The organism is Limimaricola cinnabarinus LL-001 (assembly GCF_000466965.1).
GTDB lineage: Bacteria > Pseudomonadota > Alphaproteobacteria > Rhodobacterales > Rhodobacteraceae > Limimaricola > Limimaricola cinnabarinus.
The window spans coordinates 1-22,392 of sequence record NZ_BATB01000030.1 but is presented as its reverse complement, the minus strand read 5'-3'; the positions used below and the strand labels follow the sequence as shown (position 1 = coordinate 22,392).

At 69.3% G+C, this 22,392-nt stretch carries 18 protein-coding genes, 4 pseudogenes and 1 riboswitch; of the genes and pseudogenes, 7 read left to right on the top strand and 15 right to left on the bottom strand.

The genetic code is table 11. From position 1 onward, the window contains the following. Positions 1 to 36: 36 nt before the first annotated feature. From MBELCI_RS11065 to dapA, 4 genes and pseudogenes are all read right to left on the bottom strand, one after another. The gene (locus MBELCI_RS11065) at positions 37 to 1,221 is read right to left on the bottom strand and encodes an amino acid aminotransferase (protein WP_021694288.1); all 1,185 of its coding nucleotides are present in this window, start codon (positions 1,219 to 1,221) and stop codon (positions 37 to 39) included. Between the two features lie 2 nt (positions 1,222 to 1,223). After that, positions 1,224 to 2,104 (bottom strand): annotated as a pseudogene (gene sseA / locus MBELCI_RS11060) (3-mercaptopyruvate sulfurtransferase). Positions 2,105 to 2,169: 65 nt separating this feature from the next. Continuing rightward, entirely contained in the window at positions 2,170 to 2,646 is a 477-nt protein-coding gene (gene smpB / locus MBELCI_RS11055) for an SsrA-binding protein SmpB (protein ID WP_021694286.1), read from the bottom strand. A gap of 108 nt (positions 2,647 to 2,754) precedes the next feature. After that, a complete protein-coding gene (dapA, locus tag MBELCI_RS11050; RefSeq protein ID WP_021694285.1) occupies positions 2,755 to 3,630 on the bottom strand; it encodes a 4-hydroxy-tetrahydrodipicolinate synthase in 876 nt (291 codons plus the stop codon). Positions 3,631 to 3,775: 145 nt separating this feature from the next. Here dapA and MBELCI_RS11045 point away from each other — a divergent pair, with 145 nt between their 5' ends. Further along, positions 3,776 to 5,890 carry a lytic transglycosylase domain-containing protein gene (locus MBELCI_RS11045; RefSeq protein ID WP_021694284.1) on the top strand — a complete coding sequence of 705 codons (2,115 nt, stop codon included), beginning with the start codon at positions 3,776 to 3,778 and terminating at the stop codon, positions 5,888 to 5,890. 1 nt (position 5,891) lies between these two features. Here MBELCI_RS11045 and MBELCI_RS11040 read toward each other — a convergent pair whose 3' ends face one another. Both MBELCI_RS11040 and mnmC2 read right to left on the bottom strand, forming a co-directional pair. Then, entirely contained in the window at positions 5,892 to 6,758 is an 867-nt protein-coding gene (locus tag MBELCI_RS11040; protein ID WP_021694283.1) for a DMT family transporter, read from the bottom strand. Continuing rightward, on the bottom strand, positions 6,758 to 7,435 hold the full coding sequence (mnmC2, locus tag MBELCI_RS11035) for a tRNA (5-methylaminomethyl-2-thiouridine)(34)-methyltransferase MnmC2 (RefSeq protein ID WP_021694282.1): 678 nt from the start codon (positions 7,433 to 7,435) through the stop codon (positions 6,758 to 6,760). Before mnmC2 ends, MBELCI_RS11040 begins: the two co-directional genes overlap by 1 nt. Positions 7,436 to 7,483: 48 nt before the next feature. Between mnmC2 and MBELCI_RS11030 the strand changes: the two genes are divergently transcribed. The 3 genes from MBELCI_RS11030 (at position 7,484) to MBELCI_RS11020 (ending at position 11,707) form a co-directional block, all read left to right on the top strand. Further along, positions 7,484 to 8,530 (top strand): NAD(P)/FAD-dependent oxidoreductase, encoded by a 1,047-nt coding sequence (locus tag MBELCI_RS11030; RefSeq protein ID WP_045320033.1) that lies wholly within the window; start codon positions 7,484 to 7,486, stop codon positions 8,528 to 8,530. Between the two features lie 62 nt (positions 8,531 to 8,592). Continuing rightward, a complete protein-coding gene (locus MBELCI_RS11025) occupies positions 8,593 to 10,218 on the top strand; it encodes a thiamine pyrophosphate-binding protein (RefSeq protein WP_021694280.1) in 1,626 nt (541 codons plus the stop codon). Positions 10,219 to 10,321: 103 nt separating this feature from the next. After that, positions 10,322 to 11,707: an HWE histidine kinase domain-containing protein gene (locus MBELCI_RS11020; RefSeq protein ID WP_021694279.1), complete on the top strand. Its 1,386-nt coding sequence runs from the start codon at positions 10,322 to 10,324 to the stop codon at positions 11,705 to 11,707. Between the two features lie 10 nt (positions 11,708 to 11,717). Here the strand turns inward: MBELCI_RS11020 and cobO are convergent. From cobO to cobN, 5 genes and pseudogenes are all read right to left on the bottom strand, one after another. Beyond that, a pseudogene (gene cobO / locus MBELCI_RS11015) lies at positions 11,718 to 12,325 on the bottom strand (cob(I)yrinic acid a,c-diamide adenosyltransferase). Between the two features lie 59 nt (positions 12,326 to 12,384). Further along, positions 12,385 to 13,120, bottom strand: a pseudogene (locus tag MBELCI_RS11010) (LrgB family protein). Next, positions 13,117 to 13,467 carry a CidA/LrgA family protein gene (locus tag MBELCI_RS11005; protein ID WP_021694276.1) on the bottom strand — a complete coding sequence of 117 codons (351 nt, stop codon included), beginning with the start codon at positions 13,465 to 13,467 and terminating at the stop codon, positions 13,117 to 13,119. The pseudogene MBELCI_RS11010 and the gene MBELCI_RS11005 overlap by 4 nt, the downstream one beginning before the upstream one ends. After that, positions 13,464 to 14,108 (bottom strand): nucleotidyltransferase family protein, encoded by a 645-nt coding sequence (locus tag MBELCI_RS11000; RefSeq protein ID WP_021694275.1) that lies wholly within the window; start codon positions 14,106 to 14,108, stop codon positions 13,464 to 13,466. The genes MBELCI_RS11005 and MBELCI_RS11000 overlap by 4 nt, the downstream gene beginning before the upstream one ends. Further along, positions 14,105 to 17,770 (bottom strand): cobaltochelatase subunit CobN, encoded by a 3,666-nt coding sequence (gene cobN / locus MBELCI_RS10995; RefSeq protein WP_021694274.1) that lies wholly within the window; start codon positions 17,768 to 17,770, stop codon positions 14,105 to 14,107. Before cobN ends, MBELCI_RS11000 begins: the two co-directional genes overlap by 4 nt. 78 nt (positions 17,771 to 17,848) lie before the next feature. On the opposite strand from cobN, the gene MBELCI_RS10990 reads away from it, so the two are divergent. Further along, on the top strand, positions 17,849 to 18,031 hold the full coding sequence (locus tag MBELCI_RS10990) for a hypothetical protein (protein WP_045320032.1): 183 nt from the start codon (positions 17,849 to 17,851) through the stop codon (positions 18,029 to 18,031). A gap of 2 nt (positions 18,032 to 18,033) precedes the next feature. Here the strand turns inward: MBELCI_RS10990 and MBELCI_RS10985 are convergent, their stop codons facing one another. Beyond that, positions 18,034 to 18,486: a GNAT family N-acetyltransferase gene (locus MBELCI_RS10985; RefSeq protein WP_021694272.1), complete on the bottom strand. Its 453-nt coding sequence runs from the start codon at positions 18,484 to 18,486 to the stop codon at positions 18,034 to 18,036. Beyond that, positions 18,483 to 19,547: a cobalamin biosynthesis protein CobW gene (gene cobW / locus MBELCI_RS10980; protein WP_021694271.1), complete on the bottom strand. Its 1,065-nt coding sequence runs from the start codon at positions 19,545 to 19,547 to the stop codon at positions 18,483 to 18,485. Before cobW ends, MBELCI_RS10985 begins: the two co-directional genes overlap by 4 nt. A gap of 45 nt (positions 19,548 to 19,592) precedes the next feature. Between cobW and MBELCI_RS10975 the strand changes: the two genes are divergently transcribed. Beyond that, complete coding sequence (locus MBELCI_RS10975; RefSeq protein ID WP_021694270.1) at positions 19,593 to 19,925, top strand: DUF1636 family protein; 333 nt, start codon at positions 19,593 to 19,595, stop codon at positions 19,923 to 19,925. Between the two features lie 4 nt (positions 19,926 to 19,929). On the opposite strand, the gene MBELCI_RS10970 is transcribed toward MBELCI_RS10975, so the two are convergent. Together MBELCI_RS10970 and MBELCI_RS10965 are read right to left on the bottom strand one after the other, a co-directional pair. Beyond that, positions 19,930 to 20,610 carry a CbtA family protein gene (locus tag MBELCI_RS10970; RefSeq protein ID WP_021694269.1) on the bottom strand — a complete coding sequence of 227 codons (681 nt, stop codon included), beginning with the start codon at positions 20,608 to 20,610 and terminating at the stop codon, positions 19,930 to 19,932. Between the two features lie 10 nt (positions 20,611 to 20,620). Further along, positions 20,621 to 20,791, bottom strand: coding sequence for a CbtB domain-containing protein (locus MBELCI_RS10965; protein ID WP_021694268.1), 171 nt, complete (start codon positions 20,789 to 20,791; stop codon positions 20,621 to 20,623). A 34-nt stretch (positions 20,792 to 20,825) separates the two neighbouring features. Next, positions 20,826 to 21,048: riboswitch (cobalamin riboswitch) on the bottom strand. 162 nt (positions 21,049 to 21,210) lie between these two features. On the opposite strand from MBELCI_RS10965, the pseudogene MBELCI_RS10960 reads away from it, so the two are divergent. Continuing rightward, positions 21,211 to 22,392 (top strand): annotated as a pseudogene (locus MBELCI_RS10960) (AAA family ATPase); the annotation flags it as partial.

Genomic DNA, 22,392 nt, shown 5'->3' with positions numbered 1-22,392 from the left:
AGGGGCGGCGTTCGCAAGCTCGGGATCGGGAGGGGGTCAGACGCCCGCGTCGACGATCGCCTGCGCGAGGATCGGGATGGTGCGATCATTGAGACCGGCGATGTTCATGCGGCTGTCGCCGACCATGTAGATGCCGTTGTCGTCGCGCAGCTTGGCCACCTGTTCGGGCGAGGCGCCGAGGCGCGAGAACATGCCGCGATGTTGGGCAATGAAATCGAAGCGATCCGAGTTCGACAGCCGCTTGAGCTCGGCCGCGAGCGCCTCGCGCAGGCGCAGCATCCCGGTGCGGACCTCCTCCAGCTCGGCCTGCCAGTCGGCGCGCAGTTCCGCGTCGGTGAGGATGGTCGAGACGACGCGCGCGCCGTGGTCGGGCGGGAAGGAGTAGTTCTGCCGGTTCAGATAGGCCAGCGTGCTCTGCAGCGTGCGAGTCTGTGGCACGTCGCGGCCGATCGCCATGAGGATGCCGGTGCGCTCGCGGTAGATGCCGAAGTTCTTCGAGCAGCTCGCGGCGATGATCACCTCGTCGAGCGCGCCCGCGATCAGCCGGGTGGCCGCCGCGTCGGCGTCGAGACCGTCGCCGAAGCCTTGATAGGCGAGGTCGACCATCGGCACGAGGTGACGCGCCTTGAGCGTGGCGGCGATCTCGTCCCACTCCTCGGGGGTGGGGTTGGCGCCGGTCGGGTTGTGACAGCAGCCATGCAGAAGTACCACGTCGCCGGGCTGCGCCTCGGCGAGGTCGGCCATCATCCCGGCCATGTCGACCGAACGGGTCTCGCTGTCGAAATAGCGGTAGCTGCGGGTCTTCGCGTCGAGATGCTTGAGGATCGACAGGTGGTTCGGCCAGGTCGGGTCCGATACCCAGATCGTCGCCTCGGGCGCGGCCATGCCGATCATCTCGAAGGCTTGGCGCACCGCGCCGGTGCCGCCGGGTGTGGCGACGGCGGCGATGCGGTCGCGCGGCAGCGTGTCGGCCAGCACCAGATCGATCATCGCGTCGGCGAAGGCCGGATCACCGGCGAGCGCGGTGTAGCTCTTGGTGTCCTCGGTCTCGAGCAGCCGCCTCTCGGCGGCCTTGACCGCGCGCATGATGGGGGTGCGGCCGTTCGCGTCCTTGTAGACGCCGACGCCGAGGTCGATCTTGGTGTCGCGCGGATCGGCCTTGTAGGCGCTCATCAGCGCCAGGATCTTGTCGGCCGGCTGGTCGGTCAGATGCTCGAACATGTCTATCCTTCGAGGTTGTCTTTGGCGGGGCCGGTTTCCACCGGCAGGTCGGGGAACATGCCCCATTCGGACCAGGAGCCATCATAGAGCTGGTGGTCGGTCTTGCCGATGCGTTCGAGCGCAAGCGACAGCACCGCCGCCGTCACGCCCGAGCCGCAGGTGGTGATCACGGGACGGTCCAGATCGACGCCTGCGCCTGCGAAGGCGGCGCGGATGCCCGCCTCGTCCCGCATCGTGCCGTCGGGGCGCAGCAGGTCGCGAAAGAACAGGTTGCGCGATCCGGGGACATGCCCCGAGCGCAGCCCGGCGCGCGGCTCGGGCGCGCCGCCCTCGAAGCGGACGCTGGCGCGGGCATCGACGATCGCATGGGTGCCGAGCTTCACGGCGCGGGCCACCTCGGTGGCGTCCACCGCCATGTCGCGGCGCGGGGTCACGGTGAGGTGCCGGTCGCGCAGCGGCGTGGCCTCGGCGGTCAGGGGCCGCCCCTCGGCGCGCCATTTGGGCAGGCCGCCGTCGAGAACCGCGACCTCCTCCTTGCCCATCAGCCTGAACAGCCAGCGCACGCGGGCAGCCGAGAACAGCCCCGCGCCATCATAGATCACGATCCGGTGCCCGTCGCCCACGCCCATGGCCCGCAGCCGCGAGACGAATTTTTCCGGCGGCGGCGCCATGTGGGGCAGGCCGCTGCGGTGATCGGAAATGTCGTCGATGTCGAAGAAGCGGCGCCGGGGATATGCGCGGCCTCGTATTCGGCGCGCCCGTCGCGCCCGGTGTCGGGAAGGTACCACGAGGCATCGAGAATCCGCAGGTCGGGATCCTTGAGACGCTCGGCCAGCCAGCGGGTGGAGACGAGCGTGCAGGGATCGTCGGCGAACTCAGGCATGCGTGACCTCGGGTCGGTTCCGTCGCGCGGAGGAGTAGACCCGTGATGCGGCTTGTGCAAGCCGCCTAGATGCCCGCGCGCAGCAGCCGCTGCTTCTGACGGCCCCAGTCGCGCTTGGCCTCGGTGGCGCGTTTGTCGTGGTTCTTCTTGCCCTTGCCGGTGGCGATCTTGAGCTTCACCAGACCGCGGTCGTTGAAATACATCACCAGCGGCACGATGGTCATGCCCTCGCGCTGGGTAGCGTTCCACAGACGCACCAGCTCCTTTTGCTTGACCAGAAGCTTGCGGCGGCGCCGTTCCTCGTGGCCGAAGGTGCGGCCCGCGTCATAGGGCGCGATATAGGCGTTGGTGAGCCACAGCTCGCCCCCCTCGACCGAGGCGTAGCTCTCGGCGATGTTGGACTGACCGGTGCGCAGGCTCTTCACCTCCGACCCCATCAGAATGATCCCGCATTCGAGATCGTCCTCGATGGCATAGTCGTAGCGCGCCCGCCGGTTCTCGGCGATCACCTTGTAGTTCTTGTTCTGATCTTTCTTGGCCATGCGCCCGATCTAGGGATGCGGCACGCCCAAGTCCAGCGCGCCGCCCCCAATCACCTTTTCCAAATGCCACGAAGCGTCGCTTTCGCCCCCCGCGCGGGGGGCGAACGGTCAGTGCCCGATCATCCCGGCATGGCGCAGCGCGTCCTTGATCGCGAGCCGGGTGCCTTCGAGCGGCGTGGTGAGCGGTGAGCGCACCTCGTCGCGGCACAGGCCGAGCACCGACATCGCGTATTTCGCGCCCGCAACGCCCGGCTCGAGGAAGATCGCCTCGTGCAGCGGCATCAGCCGGTCCAGAAGATCGAGCGCGATGTCGTAGCGCCCGTCGAGCGTGGCCTGCTGGAACTCGGCGCAAAGCCGGGGCACGACGTTGGCGGTGACCGAGATGCAGCCCTTGCCGCCATGGGCGTTGAAGCCCAGCGCCGTGGCGTCCTCGCCCGAGAGCTGCTGGAAATCGGCGCCGCAATGCATGCGCTGCTTGGGCACGCGGCTGAGATCGCCGGTCGCGTCCTTGACGCCGACGATCATCGGGTGCTTAGCCAGTTCGCCCATGGTCTGCGGGCTCATGTCCACGACCGAGCGGCCGGGAATGTTGTAGATCACGATCGGCAGGCCGCATTCGGCGGCGGCCATGAAATGCGCCACGAGGCCACGCTGCGTCGGCTTGTTGTAATAAGGCGTCACCACGAGGGCCGCATCGGCCCCCGCCGCCTTGGCGGCCTCGACGAGGCGCACGGTTTCGACCGTGTTGTTCGAACCGGCCCCCGCGATCACGGGGATTCGCCCGGCCGCCGTCTTCACCACCGTCTCGACGACGAGGTCGTGCTCTTCATGGGTGAGGGTCGGGCTTTCGCCGGTGGTCCCCACCGGGACGAGGCCGTCGCTGCCCTCGGCGATGTGCCATTCGACCAGTTTCTTCAGCGTCTCGAGGTCCACCTGGCCATCTGCGAAGGGGGTGACGAGGGCCGGGAGCGATCCCTTGAACATGTGAGGCGTCCTGAGTCCGGGGGTAAAATCGGGCGGACCCTAGACGGGTTTCCACCGCTTGCCAAGTTTGTGAGTTGCGCCTCGGCCGCGTATACCTAGGGTGGCGTCCCATGCCGAGAGTCACGGAATCCCGGAGCAGCCAAGCATGACGAAACCCACCCGATTTTCCACCGCCCTCGCCACCGTCCTGGCGTTGTGCGCCCCGGCCATGCCGGCAATCGCCGGCATCGAGGACGCGCTCGGCGCGGCCGATCGCAAGGACTGGGACCGCGCGACGGCGCTTGCGGCCCCCTTGGGCGAAGTGGCGCTCGATCTCGTCACATGGGAAAAGCTGCTGGCCGGGCAGGGGGCTTGGGAGGAGTACGTCTCCTTCGTCGCGGGCCATCCCGACTGGCCGCGCCTCGACCAGCTGCGCGCCGAGGGAGAGCGCGACATGCCCAAGGGCCTCTCGCCCGAACAGGTCATCGCCTGGTTCGGTGACGGCAGCCCCGAGACCGGCGAGGGCGCGGTGCGTCTGGCCGAGGCGCTGATGGCGCAAGGCAGGATCGACGCCGCGCGCGAGATGCTGGTCGAATCGTGGCTGACGCTGGGCCTCGACGGCACCGGCCATGCCGCGATGGTCGACGCCTTCGGCGACATCCTCGCACCGCATCACGCAGGCCGCATCGACGCGATGCTCTGGCGCTGGCGCATCACCGATGCGGAGCGGCTGTTCGATACGCTTTCGGACGCCGACCGCCGCGTCGCCGAGGCCCGCGTCGCCCTCATTCGCGACCGGGGCGCCGCGGCGGCGCTGGGCCGGGTGCCCGAGCGGCTGCGCGACGATCCCGGCATTGCCAACGCCCGGTTCAACCGCTTTGCCGACAAGGGCGACTACACCGAGGCGCTGGAGATCATCGAGCGCCACACCGGCTCGGAAAAGGCGCTGGGCGATCCATTCCGCTGGGCCTCGTGGCGCGCGACGCTGTCGCGCTGGCTCATGCGCAATGGCGAGCCCCAGCGCGCCTATGCGCTGGCCAGCCGGCATTTCCTGACCGAAGGCACGTTCTACGCCGATCTCGAATGGCTCTCGGGCTACATCGCGCTGACCTATCTCGATCAGCCGCAAAAGGCGTTGGAGCATTTCCAGCACCTTGAAAGCGACGTCGAGAGCCCGATCTCGCTCGCTCGTGCCGGATACTGGCAGGGCCGGGCGCGTGAGGCGTCGGGCGCCTATGACACCGCAGCACTCGACTATGCCCGCGCGGCGCTGCACCAGACCGCCTTTTACGGGCTTCTCGCCGCCGAGAAGCTGGGGCTGTCGCTCGACCCGGCGCTTACCGGCCACGAGCCGGTGGCCGACTGGCGGCAGGGCGACTTCCTGAAGGATGACCGCACCCAAGCGGTGGCCTATCTGCTCGATGCGGGCCAGTACGGCGACGCGCTTCGCTTCGTGGTGGAGCTGGGCCGCAGCCTCGACCGCGAGGGCATCGCGCAGCTCGGCCGCATGCTGATGGAGCGCGACGAGACGCATCTGGCGCTGACACTGGGCAAGGCCGCGGCCTACCGGCAGATCGTGATCCCCGAGATCTATTTCCCGCTGCACGCGCTGGCCGAGACCGACCTGCCGGTCGCGCCGGAGCTTGCGATGTCGATCGCCCGCCGCGAGAGCGAGTTCAACATCGGCGTCGGCAGCCCGGTAGGCGCACTCGGCCTGATGCAGCTGATGCCCGCCACCGCCGAGGAGGTCTCGGGCTGGCTCGGGCTGCCCTATTCGCGCGCCAAGCTGACCTCGGACTGGCGCTACAACGCCAAGCTCGGTTCGCGCTACCTCGCCTATCTCGAAGAGACCTTCGGCCAGAGCCCGGTGATGATCTCGGCCGGCTACAACGCCGGGGCGTCGCGACCGCGCACATGGATGGCCGAGCGCGGCGATCCGCGGATCGGGCAGGCCGACGTGGTCGACTGGATCGAGCACATCCCCTTCACCGAGACCCGCAACTACGTGATGCGGGTGAGCGAATCGATCCCGGTCTACCGTGCGCGGCTCACCGGTGAGACCGGGCCGGTGAACTTCTCGGACATCCTCAACGGCAAGCCGCCCTTCGTGCGCCCGCAGGCGCGGGTCGGTTCGGCTCCGGTCGTGGCCGAGGCCGCCCCCGCGCCGGTGCCGCCCGCAGTCGAGGTCTCGCCACAGGGGCGCGCTTCGTCGATGTCGCTGTCGATCCTCGCGCCGATGTCGATCGGCGGCATGCGGCCGCCGCAGCGCCCGGTCGAGTGACCTAACCCGATCTGCGGTGGGTGCGGATCAGCGTGAAGACGCCCGCGCCCACCACGATCACAGCCCCCAGCGCCACGTTGGGCGCGAGGCTCTCGCCGAAAACCGCGATCCCGAGGCTTGCCGCAAAAACCAGCTGCAGATAGGCGAAGGGCTGCACCGCCCCGGCCTCGGCCACCTCATAGGTCTTGATCAGCAGGAAATGCCCGCCCGCGCCGGTGACGCATAAGAGCGCCATCACGGCCCAGTCCCAGCCGATCAGCGGCTCCCAGTTCGGCAGGCCGATCACCGTCATCAGCACGGCGCCGCTGACGCCGGTCCAGAAGAAGCTGGTGGCGGCCGAATCGCGCCGTGCGGCATAGCGCGTCAGCAGCCCGTAGAGCGCGAACATCACCGCCGCCATCAACGGAAACAGCGCCGCGGGCGCAAACACGCCGATGCCGGGGCGCAGGATCACCAGAACCCCCGTAAAGCCGATGCCGATGGCGACCCAGCGCCGCCAGCCGACGCTTTCGCCCAGCACCGGGCCCGACAGGGCGGCGATGAGCAGCGGATAAACCGCGAAGATCGCATGGCTCTCGACGAGGCCGAGATGCACGAAGCCGACCACCATGACACAGATCTCGCCCGCCAGTAGCAGGCCCCGGACCCCTTGCAGCAGAGGCTGCGAGGTGCGTGCGGCGGCGCGGATCGACCCTTTCTGCCGCCGCGCGATGGCGACGACGAAGGCGGCGAAGAACCAGTAGCGGATCATCACCACCATGAGGACGCTGTAGGTTTCCGCCAGATAGCGCGAGATGCCGTCCTGCATGGCGAAGACGAAGGTGGTGATCACCATCAGCAGGACGCCGAGCCGGTTGTCGTTGCGCATCAGCCGGGTCTCCGCGCCACGGTCATGTGGCGCTTGCGCCCGTATCCCGGCGCGCGCGTGACCTTCAGCCCCGCCGCCGCCAGCGCGCGGCGTACATGGCCCGCCGCGGTATAGCTCGCCAGCGTGCCGCCCGGGGCCATGTGCGCCGCCACCTGCGCCATCAGCGTATCGCCCCACAATTCGGGGTTCTTCGCGGGGGCGAAACCGTCGAGGAACCACGCGTCGGCGAGGTCTCGATGCATGGGCAGCGTCTCACGCGCGTCGCCGAGCACGATCTCCAGCGTCACCGCGCCATCGAAGACATGCGGGCCGGGGCCGCTCTGCAACGCCGCGACCAGCCGGCCAGCATGGCCCCCCAACTCGTGAAAGGCCGAAAGCGCGCGGGCCGTGTCGTCGGGCGACATAGGGTAGGCCTCGAAGCTGGTGAAGCGCAGCGTGCCGCGCCCGCCCGCCGCCTCCCATGCCTGCCACGCGGTGAGGAAATTGAGCCCGGGGCCGAAACCTGTCTCCATGATCCGGAACTTCGCACCGAACCGGTCCGGCAAACCGTTGCCCGCCAGAAAGACATGGCGCGTTTCGGCCAGCCCGTCATGGATCGAGAAATAGGGATCGTCGAACCGGGTCGAAACCGGCACGCGGTCGTCCCGCCAGTCGATGTCCGCCTGCTGGTCGTTCATGGGAGCCTGCCTTAGGTTGCGCCTTCGTGATGGCGAGGGGGCGAGGCGATGGCAAGCGTGGATCTGACGGTGATGGGGGCGGGGGTCTGGGGCCTTTCGGTCGCCGTGGCCTGCGCCCGGCGCGGCGCGCATGTGGCCGTGATCGACCCGCATGGGCCCGCGGCCGGGGCCTCGGGGGGCATCGTCGGCGCTCTGGCCCCGCATGTGCCCGAGCAGTGGAACGAGAAGAAGGCGTTCCAGCTCGAGGCGCTCTTGATGGCCGAGGCGTTCTGGGCCGATATCGCGCGGCTGTCGGGCGAAGATCCGGGCTATGCCCGCACCGGACGTCTGCAACCGCTCCTCGACGCGGCGGCGGTGACGCGGGCCGAGGCGCGGGCCGAAGGCGCGGCGGCGCTGTGGCAGGGGCGGGCCGCGTGGCACGTGATCGAGGCCGAAGGCGGCGACTGGTCCCCCGCGGGCCCGGGCGGAATGCTTGTCCATGACACGCTGACCGCGCGGCTGCACCCGCGCCTCGCCACGCGGGCTCTGGCGCGGGCGCTGGAGACGCTCGGGGGAAGGATCGTGAAGGAGGGGCTGCCGCAGGGCCCGGTGATCTGGGCCACCGGCGTTGCGGGACTCGAGGAGATCTCGGCCATGGCGGGCCGGATGGCGGGAACGGGCGTGAAAGGGCAGGCGGCATTGCTGCGTCCGCGCGGCTTCGATGCGCGCGACGCGCCGCAGCTTTTCGCCGACGGGCTGCACGCGGTGCCGCATGCCGATGGCACGGTGGGAATCGGCTCGACCTCGGAGCGCGACTATGACGACAGCAGCGCCACCGACGCGCAGCTCGACGCGCTGATCGAACAGGCGCGCGGGCTTTGTCCCGCGCTCAAGGGGGCCGAAGTGGTCGAGCGCTGGGCCGGGGTGCGGCCGCGCGCGCGTAGCCGCGCGCCGATGCTCGGGGCGCATCCGTTCCGCGACAACGCCTTCATCGCCAATGGCGGTTTCAAGATCGGCTTTGGCCTCGCGCCATTGGTCGGCGAGGTGATGGCCGATCTGGTGCTGGAGGCGCGCGACCGTATCCCCGAGGGGTTCCGCCCCGAGGTCAGCCTTTAGGCCGCTTGCGGGGCGGTCGCGCTCCGGCCATGCTCCGGCCTCGGCAGGGACGGAGGAAAACCATGCGGCACGGCGGACGGATATTGGTGGACCAGCTGGCCCGGCTCGGGGTCGAGCGGGTGTTCTCGGTGCCGGGCGAAAGCTTTCTCGCGGTGCTCGACGGGCTGCATGACAGCGATATCGCCAACGTGGTCTGCCGCCACGAGGGCGGGGCCGCGATGATGGCCGAGGCGCAGGGCAAGCTCACGGGGCGGCCCGGCGTCGCCTTCGTCACACGCGGGCCGGGGGCCACCAATGCCTCCGCGGGCGTGCATGTGGCGCGGCAGGACAGCACGCCGATGGTGCTCTTCGTAGGGCAGATCGCGCGCGGCGACCGTGACCGCGAAGCGTTTCAGGAGGTGGATTACCGCGCCATGTTCGGCCCCCTCGCCAAATGGGTGGCCGAGATCGACGACACCGCGCGCATCCCCGAATATGTCGGCCGCGCCTTCGAGGTGGCGATGTCGGGCCGCCCCGGCCCAGTGGTTCTGGCGCTCCCCGAGGACGTGCTGTCGGGGTTGGCAGAGGCGCGGGATCTCGCGCCCGCGCCTGAACGGCTCCTGCCCGATCTGTCGCAGGCCGCGGCGCGGATCATGGAGCGGCTGGGCCAAGCCGAGCGTCCGCTGGTGGTGGTGGGCGGGCCGCACTGGTCGACGCGGGCCGCCGCCGATCTCGCCCGCTTTGCCGAGGCACAGGGCCTGCCGGTGGCGGCGGGGTTCCGGCGGCAGGATTACATCGACAACCGGCATCCGAACTATGCGGGCGACCTCAATGTCGGCGTGAACCCCAAGCTCGCCGAGCGGGTGCGCGCCGCCGACGCGCTTTTGGTGATCGGCTCGCGGCTGGGCGATATCGAGACGCAGGGCTACACGCTTCTCGACCCTGCCGGCCATGACGCTTTGCTGATCCATGTGCATGGCGACGCGGACGAGATCGGCCGGGTCTGGCGACCCGGGATGGCGGTGGTGAGCGAAGCCCCCGCGATGCTCGCGGCGCTGGCCGATCTCGCCCCCTGCGGCGCCGACTGGTCTGGTTGGACCCGTGCGGCGCGCGATGATTACGAAGGCTGGCTTGCGCCTAAGGAGACGCCCGGCGCGGTCAAGCTGGAGCAGGTGATCGGCTGGCTCTCTGAGAACCTGCCGGAGGACGCGATTCTGACCAACGGGGCCGGCAATTACGCGGGCTGGCTGCATCGCTACTTCTGCTTCAAGGGCTATCGCAGCCAGCTTGCACCGACCTCGGGTTCGATGGGTTACGGTTTTCCGGCAGCAATCTCGGCCTCGCTCGCGCATCCGGGCCGGATGGTGGTCTGCCTCGCCGGGGATGGCTGTTTCCAGATGACCCTCAACGAAATGTCGACCGCGGCCCAGCATGGGGCCACGCCGATCGTGATCGTCGTCAACAATGGCCGCTATGGCACGATCCGCATGCATCAGGAGAAGCACTATCCGGGCCGGGTTTCCGGCACGGCGCTGGCCAATCCCGACTTTGCCGCGCTGGCGCGCGCCTATGGCGGTCATGGCGAGGTGGTCGAGGAGGGGGGCGGCTTCGCGGCAGCCTTCGCGCGGGCGCGCGAAAGCGGTCGGGTCGCGGTGATCGAGCTTCGCGTCGATCCCGCGGCGCTGTCGACCGGGCAGGTTCTGGGTTGAAGCTCGGTACGTTGACGTACTCAGGTCGCGCGATCCCGGCCTTGCGGTTCAAACGTCGGGGGGGAAGATATAGCTGCGGAGGCATGCGGCTACGGATACGTAAATGGAAGACCTGACGGAACTCGAGCACGGCGTGGATCACCTCAGGCTCGTTCTGGCCGTGGGGGAGATCGGTGTCTGGGATCTGGATGCTGCCACCGGCGAAGCTTGGCGCAGCCTGCGCCATGACCAGATCTTCGGTTACGACACGCCGAGAGAGTCGTGGAGCTATGACGATTTCCTCGCCCATGTGGTCGAGGAGGATCGGCCTCGTGTCGACGCGGCCTATGGGGCCGCACTCGCGGCCAAGCAGAGCTGGTCCTTCGACTGCCGCATCCTGCGCGCTGACGGCAAGTTGTGCTGGATCTCGGCGCATGGCCGCCATCTGCAAGACCCGCAGACCGGTCATGAGCGGCTCATTGGCCATGTCCTCGACATCACCGACCGCAAGGAGGCCGAGGAGCGCCTGCGCCTCGTGACCTCGGAGCTGAACCACCGGACCCGCAACATGCTCTCGGTGCTGCAGGGCATGGTGCGCATGTCGGCCCGCCGCGCCGACACGGTGGCCGAGCTGGAGCACAGCCTGCTGGGCCGGATGGAAGCGCTGTCGCGCAGCCATGCCCTCACCGTGCAGCTCTCCGAGGGCGCGCTCAGGGTCTCCGACGTGATCGACAGCGCCCTCTCCCCCTTTCAGCCCGAGCCGGGCCGCATCGTGGTCAGTGGCGCCACCGGGGCCACCTTGCTGCCCAAGATATCCGAGAGCCTGTCGCTGGCGCTCTACGAGCTGACCACGAATGCAATCAAGTACGGCGCGCTGAGCAACGATGCGGGCCGGGTGTTGATCGAGGTGAACCGGCTCGCGCCGGGTCGCGCGCGTGTCGTCTGGCGCGAGAGTGGCGGGCCTCGGGTCGCTCCGCCCGAGCGCATGGGCTTCGGCTCGACACTGCTGCGTTCGATCCTGCGCGCCGACGAGGGCGAGGTGCGCATGGACTACGCCGAGGCGGGGGTGGTCTGCACCATCGAGATGCCGGTGGGCCACGACGCCGCCGAGAGCGAGCGTGCCACGCGCGGCGAGGCGCGGCTCGAGGGGCGCCGGGTGATGGTGGTCGAGGACGAGTTCCTGATCGCGATCTCGCTGGAAATGGCGCTGGGCGAGCAGGGCGCGCTGGTCGAGGGACCCTATACCCGTCTTGCCGAAGCGCGGGAGGCGGTCTCGACCCGGCCCGACGCCGCCGTGCTTGACGTGCGGCTCGGCTCGGAATCGAGCCTGCCGCTCGCGCGCGATCTCGCAAGCTTGGGCGTGCCGCTGCTGTTCGTCACCGGCAATGTCGATGGCGAGGAGCTCAAGCAGGAGTTCCCCGACGCCCAGGTGCTGTCCAAGCCGGTGAGCGAGGACCGGGTGGTGGCCGAGCTGAAGCGGCTGATCGAGAGCCGCCCTGCTGGGCGTTAGAAGCCGGACGCTAGAACTCGACGCCGATCTGTGCCTTGATGCCGGATCGGAACGGGTGCTTGACCAGCTCCATCTCGGTCACGAGATCCGCCGCCTCGATCAGGTCATCATGCGCGTTGCGCCCGGTGAGCACCACATGGGTCATGCGCGGCTTTTCCTCGCGCAGGAAGGTCACGACCTCGCGGATGTCGAGATACTCGTAGCGTAGCGCGATGTTGATCTCGTCGAGCAGCACCATGCGGTTCTCGGGATCGCGGATCAGCTCCTTGGCCTTTTCCCACGCGGCCTGCGCCATCTCGGTGTCGCGGGTACGGTCCTGCGTCTCCCAGGTAAAGCCCTCGCCCATGGTGTGGAACTGACAGACATCCGAGAACCGCTCGAGGATCAGGTCGCGTTCGCCGGTCGACATGCCGCCCTTGATGAACTGCACCACGGCGCATTGCATCTCATGCGCGATGCAGCGGAAGATCATGCCGAAGGCGGCCGAGGACTTGCCCTTGCCCTTGCCGGTATGGACGATGATCAGCCTTTCTCGTCGGTCTTGGTGGCCATGATCTTGTCGCGGGCGGCCTTTTTCTTGGCCATCTTCATCGCGTGGCGGTCTGTGTCTTCGGTCATGATGGCCTCCTCGTTCGGGGCGACAGACTGCGCCGGACGGCGCGCGCGCGCAACCCGTCTTACCCCGCGAGCAGCGCCACCAGCCACGGAGCGAGCAGCGGCGCGATCAGCGCCGTCAGCAGCGCGTTGAGCCCCATGCCGATGCCCGCGAAGGCCCCTGCCGTCTCGTTGACCTGAACGCCCGCGCCGTGCCGATGCCATGGGCGGCCACGCCGACGGCGAGGCGCGCGCGCGCCAGTCGCGGATGCGCATGAGGTTCAAAAGCGGCGTCGCGACGATCGCCCCGGTGATTCCGGTGATGATCACCAACACAGCCGTCAGGTTCGGCGCGCCGCCGATCGTCTCGGACACGCCGAGCGCCACCGGCGCGGTCACCGATTTCGGCGCGAGCGACAGCAGCGTCTCGCCTCTCAGCCCGAAAGCCGCGCCGATGGCGACCGCCGTGACCAGCGCGGTGACGGAGCCGGCGACCAGCGCGGCCAGCATCGGCCAAAAGGCCGAGCGGATCAGCCGCAGGTTGGCATAGAGCGGCGCGGCCAGCGCCACGGTGGCGGGTCCGAGCATGAAATGCACGAATTGCGCGCCCTCGAAGTAGCTCTCATAGGGGGTGCCGGTGACGCGCAGGAGGACAGCCAGCAGTGCCACCGCCACCAGCACCGGGTTCACCAACGGTCGGCGGCCCGCCCGGCGAAAGGCCAGATCGCCCAAGGCATAGGCCACCAGCGTCGCGGTAAGCCACAAGAGCGGGTCCTGACGCAGATAGGTCCAGATCTCGGCGGGATCGGCCGGGCTCATTCCGAGGCCCCGGTGAGACGCGCGACGGCGAGGAACACGTAGACGCCCGCGAGGATCGCCGCGACGGTCGACAAAAGCAGCGCGGCCATCAGTGCCACCCCGTCGCGGCCCAGCGTGTCGAGATGGCCGACCACGCCGACGCCTGCCGGCACGAACAGCAGCGACAGATGCGCAAGCAGCGCCGAGGTGGTGGCGGCGATGCGCTGCGCCAGCCGGGGTTGCAGGATGAACGCGGCGAAGAGCAGCGCCATGCCGATCACCGGGCCGGGGATGGGCAGACCGAGACCCCTTGCTGCGACCTCGCCCGCCAGCTGGCAGGCGAGCAGGACGACGAGATTGACGATCATGGGGCCTCCGGGCGGCTTGGGTGGCTCTCGGTTTGAAGGGGAGACGCGGGGCGTCGAGCCTGCGGTGTTTCCGGCCACGGCTCGATCGTCAGTTCGGGCCAGCATGTCTTGTGCCGTGCCGCCTTGGCCTCGTGAGTGGTGCGGTTCGGCAGGATCGGGTTCGGCACGATCCGCATCGCGAAGATGTCTTCGAGGCCATGAGGCGCATAGATATCGAAGCCGTCATCGGGACGCAGCCGCATGCCGACACAATGCGTGCGCGAAGCGAAGTGATCAATGCCGTCGCGGCTGGAGGCGTAATCCGGGCAGGCATGCCCGAAGCGGTCACGATACCACAAAGGCACCCGCGCCTGATTGCGGATCTCGACCGGCGGGGCGGGGGCGAAGAGCGGCGCGGCACGGCGGATCACGCGGTCCTCGGCCTCCCAGCTCGTGTCGGGGTCGAAATAGAACAGGTCGATATCCTTGACCCCGTGCAACGCGGCTCGTCCGGTGAGTGCGTTCCACACCGCGCCGTAGAGCGCGCCCGAAACGATCCACCAGTCGGGCAGGTCGAGCGCGCGGGCCGCGCGCAAGGCGGCCATCAGTTCCGGCATGGCCTGGACGATCCCGAGCAGCCGCGCTTCCAGCGACTCGCTCACCTGAGCGCCTCGATCCGGGCGCGGGCCGAGTTCGAGCGCGGCTGCCACAGCCCGCGATCGATCGCCTCCTGCAGCCGCTCGGCAATCTCCTTGAGCGCGGGCGGGTTATGCTCGGCGATGAAGTCGCGCGTGTCCTCGTCGCCCAGAACCGCCTCCTCGACGAGGTCGAAATGGTGGTTCTTCACCGCCCGCGTGGTCGCCGCGAACGCAAAGAGATAGTCCACGGTGGCGGCGATCTCGAAGGCACCCTTGTAACCGTGGCGCTTCACGCCATCGATCCATTTGGGGTTCACCACGCGGCTGCGCACCACGCGGGCGATCTCCTCGTCGAGGCTGCGGATGATGGGGCGTTCGGGGCGCGAGTGGTCGTTGTGGTAGATTGGCCGGTCGCGGCCCTGCAGGCTTGCCACCGCCGCCGCGGCGCCACCCTCGAACTGGTAGTAATCGTCCGAATCGAGGATGTCGTGCTCGCGGTTGTCCTGATTCTGGACGATCGCCTCGACCTGTCCGAGCCGTGCCGCAAAGCCGTCGCGATCGGCTTCACCCTCTTGTCCCGCGCCATAGGCATAGCCGCCCCAATCGAGATAGGCGGCACCGAGATCGGCGCGTTCGGTCCAGATCCGCTCGTCGATCAGCGCCTGCAGACCTGCGCCATAAGCGCCGGGCTTGGAGCCGTAGACCCGTGCTGCGCTTTCGCCCGCGCGGACCCGCGCGGCGGCGGGGTTGATCTCCTCGGCCTCGTCGAGCGCCTGCACGGCGCGCGCCGCGCTGTCGACCAGCGCCACGAGTTGCGGGAATGCGTCGCGGAAGAAGCCCGAGATGCGCAGGGTCACGTCGACGCGCGGGCGGCCCAACACGCCCTCGGGCAGCACCTCGAAGCCGGTGACGCGGCGGTTGGCGCTGTCCCAAGTCGGTTTCACACCCATCAGTGCCAGCGCCTGCGCGATGTCGTCGCCGCCAGTGCGCATGTTGGCGGTGCCCCATGCGGTGACCAGCATGGCGCGTGGCCAGTCGCCGTGATCCTGCAGGTGCTTTTCGATCAGGAGGTTTGCCGATTTCCAGCCCAGCGCCCAAGCGGTCGGCGTCGGCACGGCGCGCGCGTCGACGGAAAAGAAGTTGCGCCCCGTTGGCAGCACGTCGGGCCGCCCGCGCGTCGGCGCGCCGGAGGGGCCGGGGAGGACGGCGCGGCCATCGAGGCCGGTCAGCAGGCCCGCGCCTTCGGCCGGGCCGCAGGCGGCGATGGCGGGGCGAAGCTTCGTCTCGATCTCTTCCAGAACGGCGGCCGAGGCAGGGCCGGGGGGCGTCGCCTTGCCGTCGAGCAGGCGCTGGCACAGCTCCTCCAACCGCTCGACCGTGTCGCCCGCGCTGCGCCATTTGCCCTCGCCCGAAAGTGCGTCGGGGCGCGGGCCGGTCCAGCTTGTCGCCATGTCGCAGTCGAGAGGGTCGAAGCCCAGTGACAAGTCGTCGGCCAGCGCCCGCAGGATTGAGGCGGCCCCCGCGCCGCGCGGCACCCGCGCCAGGGCGATAGCAAGGTCACGCTCCTGCCGTCCTTCGGGGGATTGGCCGAAGACGTGCAGCCCGTCGCGGATCTGCGCCTCCTTCAGCTCGCACAGCCAAGCGTCGAGCTTGGCGAGATCGGTGTCGGCCTGACCGGAGAAGCCCGCGTCCGAGGCAAGGCCCGTGGTTTCGGCAAGGCTCAGGATCTCGCGGCGCAGATGGGTGATGCGGCGCGGATCGACGCCCGCCGCCTCGTAATACTCGTCCACCAGCGCCTCGAGATCGCGCAACGGGCCATAGCTCTCGGCGCGGGTGAGTGGCGGTGTCAGATGGTCGATCACCACCGCCTGCGCCCGGCGCTTGGCTTGGGTCCCCTCGCCCGGATCGTTGACGATGAAGGGGTAGAAATGGGGCATCGGCCCGAAGGCGATCTCGGGCCAGCACGTCTCGGACAAGGCAAGCGCCTTGCCCGGCAGCCATTCGAGGTTGCCATGCTTGCCCATATGCACCAGCGCGTCCGCGCCCCAATGATGCCGCAGCCAGAAGTAAAAGGCGAGGTAGTGGTGCGGCGGCACGAGGTCGGGGGAGTGGTAGGTGTCGGTCGGGTCGATGTTATAGCCGCGCGCGGGCTGCAGGCCGACCACGGCATTGCCGAAGCGGTGCAGCGACAGGGCGAAGCCCTCACCTGTGAGGAAGGGGTCGTCGCCCGGCGGACCCCAGCGGTCGAGGATCTGGCGCTTGGCCTCCCAGGGAAGATCGCCGAAATGCCGCTCGTACTCCCGAAGTGGTAGCACCTCGCCACCCTCGCGTGCGGCGCGGTCGGTAAGCCAGTTGGTCGGGCCGGCCATCAGCCGCTCCATCAGCGCTTGTGCGTCCTCGGGCATGTTCTCGACGGCGTGGCCCGCGCCCTGCATCAGCCGCAACGCGTGGACCGTGGCGGCGGGGGTGTCGAGGCCGACGCCGTTGGCGAGGCGACCGTCCTTGTTGGGGTAGTTGGCGAGGATCAGCGCCACCTTGCGCGCGGGGGCGGGCGTGGCGCGTAGCTGGGCCCAGCGCGCGGCCAGATCGGCCACGAAGGTGATCCGATCGGCGCGGGGCTGGTAGGTGGCGACGCGGCACTGCGTCGCCTCGTCGAAGAAGGCCTCGCCCTTGAAGCCGATGGCGCGGCTCAGAATGCGGCCGTCGACCTCCGGCAGTGCCACGTTCATCGCGATGTCGCGCGCCGAAAGGCCCGTCAGGCCCTCTTCCCAGACCTCTTCGCTGCTGGCCGAAAGCACGATCTGGAACACCGGGGCTTCGTTGGCCGCCGGGGCGGCCAGAGGGTTGGGCGAAGCCGCGTCGCCCGCCACCGCGCCCCCCGTCGCGAAAGCGGTGGCGTTGAGGATCACCGAAGGCGGGGCCTCGGCCATCAGCCCGATCAGCGTATCGCGCGACACCGGGTCCTTGAGCGAGGCCACGAAGACCGGCATCGGGTTCAGCCCGGCCCGCAGCAAGGCCCGCACCAGCCGGTCGATCGGCGCCAACTGTGCGCCCTGCAGCAGCGCGCGGTAGAACACGACCGGCACCACGGGGGCGCCTTCGGCCCATGCGTCACGGATGCCTTGCAGATCGGCGATGCCGAGACCGGGCCAGTAGAGACCGGCCCGCAAGAGCGGCCGCGCCGCCTGCGGCGGCTCGCTGCCGTCGATCATGTGGCGCGCATGGGCCAGGAAGTTTTCGGCGTTCTCCGGCCCGCCCTCGACGAGGTAGGACCAGAGCGCGTCGTAATCATCGGCCCCCACGGTCGACAACTCGCGCAACTCAGGGTCCGGCTTGTCGTCGCCGGGCAGGGCGGCAAAGGGCACGCCCGCCTCGGCCAGCCGCGCGGCGTATTGCACCAACCCGTATTTCCAGTAGCCCGCGCCGCCGAGCACGCGGGCGACGACGAGACGTGATTTCGTGGCGCAATCGTCGAGATGCAGGTCGACCGACATCGGGTGCTGAAGGTGCATCAGGCTCGCCAGCCGCAGATCGGGTGCGGCGTCCATCTGCGCCCGCGCGGCGCTCAGCGCAGCCAGTTCGGTATCGGCGGCGGAGATGACGACGAGATCTCCGGGCGTCTGGCCGAGATCGACGGCCTCGGTGCCGTCGGAGACGGTGCCCGGCGTGGCGGCGAGAAGATGCATGGCGGCCCTTTCGAGAACGCTTGCGCCGCGCCCTGCGTTGGGGCAGGGAACGGCACCCCCCAGTTAAAGGAGCGGATGATGGATTACAGCAAGTCGGGCGGGCCCCGTCAGGGCCGCAACGCGCCCAAGCACCGCGAGCACAACGAGCGCGGCACCGAGAAGACCCCCTATGACAAGCGCGACGACAAGGCCGAACTGCTCAAGCGCATGAAGGAGGCCGCTAAGAAGACCGCCGACAAGGCGCCCGAGCCCAAGGGCTGAGGTCACAGCCGCTTCTCCATGAAGACGCTCGACCCGTTTTCGACATAGTCGCCGAACGGGCCCCGCACGGCGAAACCGTGCCTTGCATAAAGACGATGGGCGGCGGTCAGCCTGTCGCCCGTCTCCAGCCGGATCAGCGGCAGCGCCTCGTCGCGCGCCGCCTGTTCCAGCCGGTTGAGTAGCAGGGCGCCCGCGCCGCGTCCCCGCGCGGCTTCGGCCACGAAGACCGATTTCAGCTCGCCATAACCCGGTTTCACGTGAAGCGCGCCGCAGCCCAGCGGCATGTCACCGTCATAAGCCGCGAAGAAACGGATATCGGCGGCATCAAGCGCCTCGATCGGCAGGAAGTGGTTCTCCTCCGGGGGGTAAAGCGAGCGCATCAGCGCTTGGCTCGCTTCGACCAGCGCGCGCGGACCGGGATCGGTTGCGCGCGCCCGCTTCACCTCGACGCTCATGCCGCCAGCGCGGCCTCGATCGCCGCACGGTCGAGACCTGCCTCGCCGATCACCACCAGCCGTGTCTCGCGCGGGTCGGCACCGAAGGGGCGGTCGAAATGCGTGTCGACGCGCGGGCCCACCGCCTGAAGCGTCAGCCGCATCGGTTTGCCCGCCACCGCGACGAAGCCCTTGAGCCGCAGGATGTCATGGGCGCGGATCACCTCCGAGACCTGCGCGGCAAAGGCCTTGGGGTCGGTCACCTCCGCGCGGGTGACGACAAAGCTTTCGAACTCGTCATGGCCGTGGTGATGCGCCGCGTCGTGATGATCGTCGTCCTCATCGTCATGGTCATGGTGATGATGCACCTCGTGGCGCGCTTCCATGTCGGCCTCGGCGGCGGCCCCTTGACCCAGCAGCACCTCGACGGGCAGCGCGCCCATCGTGGCGCGGGCAACCTGCACGCCGCCTCTGGCCTCCGACTTCAGCCTGGCGACCAGCGCCTCGGCCTCGGCGGGGTCCAGCAGGTCGGTCTTGTTGACGACGATCATGTCGGCGGCGGCGATCTGGTCCTCGAACAGCTCCGACAGCGGCGTCTCGTGGTCGAGGCCGTCATCGGCGGCACGCTGGGCGTCGATCGCGGCGATGTCATGGGCGAAACGGCCCTCGGCCACCGCCTTGCCATCGACCACGGTGACGACGCCGTCGACCGTCACGCGGGTCGAAATGCCCGGCCAGTTGAAGGCGCGAATGAGAGGCTGCGGCAGCGCGAGGCCCGAGGTCTCGATCACGATGTGATCGACCGGCTCGTCGCGGTCGAGAAGCTTTTCCATGGTGGGAATGAAATCGTCGGCGACGGTGCAGCAGATGCAGCCATTCGACAGCTCGACCACGTCTTCGTCGCGGCAGTTCTCGATGCCGCAGCCCTTGAGGATGCCGCCATCGACGCCGAGATCGCCGAACTCGTTGATGACGAGCGCGATGCGCTTGCCCTTGGCGTTCTCCAGGAGGTGGCGGATCAGCGTGGTCTTGCCGGCACCGAGAAAGCCGGTGACGACGGTGGCGGGGATCTTTGCAGGCATCGGGGTCATCCGTTACTGATCGGCGCGAAGGCACCGGAGGTGGAAATGGACTGCATCACGATCTGCGCGACCTGCGCGGCGCCGGGCGAGGCGCCCGAGGGGGCGGTTCTGGCCGAGGCGCTGCGCGAGGGTCTGAGCGATGGGGTCGTGGTGCGCCTCGTCGATTGTCTCAATGTCTGCCATTCGCCGGTGGCCCTGTCGATCCGGGGCGCGGGCAAGACGGCCTATCTCTTTGCGGGGGTGGACCCGGCCACGCAGGCGGCCGAAATCCGTAAGCTCGCGGACCTCTACGCCGAAGCGCCGGGCGGTGAGATCACCGATGCGCGACCCTTGGGACGGCTCAGGCACGGCCTGATCGGGCGCATCCCGGCGGGCTGAGGCGTCACGCCGCCTCTCGCGACCAGATCCCACCGGCCAGCAGGCCCAGAAGCGCCCAGGCCACCGCCGAGACGCCCAGCGCCCGCGTGGCGAAGAGCGCGCCCAATTCGGGCGCGGCGGTGCCGAAGTAGCGGTCGAGATGCGGCGCGCCGATCAGATGCGGCAGCGCGATCAGCGCCGCGCCCCCCGCAAGCCAGCCGGGTCCGCGCCCGAACGCCATAACGGCGAGACCAAGCGCCGTCGCCACCACCGTCACGCCCCACCAGAGCTGCCGTTCGGACACCTCGGCCGCGATGGTGCCGGGCAGCTCGGGCGGCAGCCCGAAGGCGGGGGCGAGCGCCAGTGCCGCGAAACCCGCGAGGCCCCACAGGAGGCCTGCGCGTGCGTCGATCCGCACGCCCCGCCGGGCCGCGAGCGCGAAGCCTGCCGCCAGCACGAAGCCGAAGCCGATCCAGCCGACAATGTTGAGCGCGATGGTGCCCAGATGGCGCCCGATCGCGTCGCCCAAGGGCGGTGCGCCCGCATCCGAGCCGATATAGCCGTCGGTGAAATGCGCCCGCGCGCCGGTCTCGTAAAGCTCGGCTTCCATGAGAAGGGGCACGACGAACCAAAGCTGCAGAAGTGCGGCGAGCACGCCCGCGGCCAGGCCAGCGAACAACGCGCTGGCCCCGATCTGTTTCAACATGTCCGGGCGATCAGTGGCAGGGAAAGCCGGTGGCGTGGCGCGAATCATGGGCCACGTCGTGCATCGCGCCCGCCTGGCTGAAGCCGGCGGCGAAGATCAGGCCGAGGCCGAGAATGGCGGCGAAGGCGATGGTGGCGATGTCGGTCGTGCTGTCGGAGGCGGCGATGGTCTTGGTCGTCATGTCTGTTCTCCTGTCCCGTCCACCCGACGGGGTATCGGTTACGTCACGCAGGGCCGGTCTCCTGGCTCGCGGGTCGTGGCATCCCTCCACCTTCCCGGGATCTCTCCCAGTGGTGCCGGAGGGGCGCTCACCGCTTACAGTCGCGGGGGCGGCTGCGGCTGGGGGCCTCCTGACTGGATCGGCCCCTTCCGCATTCCCGATTTCCTCCCCTCGGGCGCTTCGCGCCGCATCGGGGAACCTTGCCTTTTGTTTCTGCGCCGCGCCGCCGCCCCGCGTCAAGCGCCAAGGCCGGGGCGCGGGGCACGGCTCGGCCCAGCAAACGCGGCGGAACCCCGCGCGCAAAGGGCCGCGCGCGTTGACTTCGCGCCCCCCTTTCCCGCATAGGCGCGCGACCAAGAGCGCGAACGAGGGCAGCTTTCATGCGATTCTCCCGGCTGCGGCTGAACGGCTTCAAGAGCTTCGTCGACCCGACCGATCTGGTGATCGAGGACGGGCTCACCGGCGTGGTCGGCCCGAATGGCTGCGGCAAGTCGAACCTCTTGGAGGCGCTGCGCTGGGTGATGGGCGAGAACCGCCCCACCGCGATGCGCGGCGGCGGCATGGAGGACGTGATCTTCGCCGGGGCCGCGACCCGTCCCGCGCGCAACCACGCCGAGGTCATGCTGTCGATCGACAACGCCGAGCGTCTGGCGCCCGCCGCTTTCAACGATGCCGACACGCTGGAGATCGGGCGCCGCATCACCCGCGACCTCGGTTCGGCCTACCGCCTCAACGGCCGCGAGGTCCGCGCGCGTGATGTGCAGATGCTCTTCGCCGACGCCTCGACCGGTTCGCAATCGCCCGCCCTCGTGCGGCAGGGCCAGATCTCCGAGCTGATCAATGCCAAGCCCACCGCGCGGCGTCGTATCCTCGAAGAGGCGGCGGGCATCTCGGGTCTCTACCAGCGCCGCCACGAGGCCGAGCTGAAACTGCGGGGGGCCGAAGCGAACCTGTCCCGCGTCGACGACGTGGTCGAGAGCCAGGCGGCGCAGCTGGCGACGCTGGCGCGTCAGGCCCGGACGCGGCGCGCTACCGCGAGATCGGGGCCTCCCTGCGCACGGCCGAGGGGCTGCTGCTGTGGCTGCGCTGGAACGCCGCCGAGACGATGCGCCGCGCCGCCGAGGAAGAGCTGCGCGAGATGGCGCAGGCCGCCGCCCGGGCCGACGGGCTCGCCGCCCGCGCGGTCGAGACGCGCGCCGCCGCCGAAGCCGCGTTGCCGCCCCTGCGCGAGGAGGCGACCATCGCCTCTGCCGTGCTGAACCGCCACGAGGCCGAGCGCGACCGGCTGCTTGATCAGGAAAAGCGGGCGCGGGGGGCGATCCGGGCCTTGGGCGCACGGATCGAACAGCTCGACCGCGACATGGAACGCGAAAGCGTGCTCGACCGCGACGCGGGCGAGACGATGCGCGCGCTCGAGGTCGAAGCGGCGGAGCTGGCGCAAGCCGGGCAGGGGCACGAGGTGCGGCTGGCGCAGATCGAGGCGGTGGCACGCGAGGCGGGCGAGATCTTGTCGGAGGCCGAGCACGCCCAAGGCCAGCGCACCGAGGACACCGCCCGGCTCG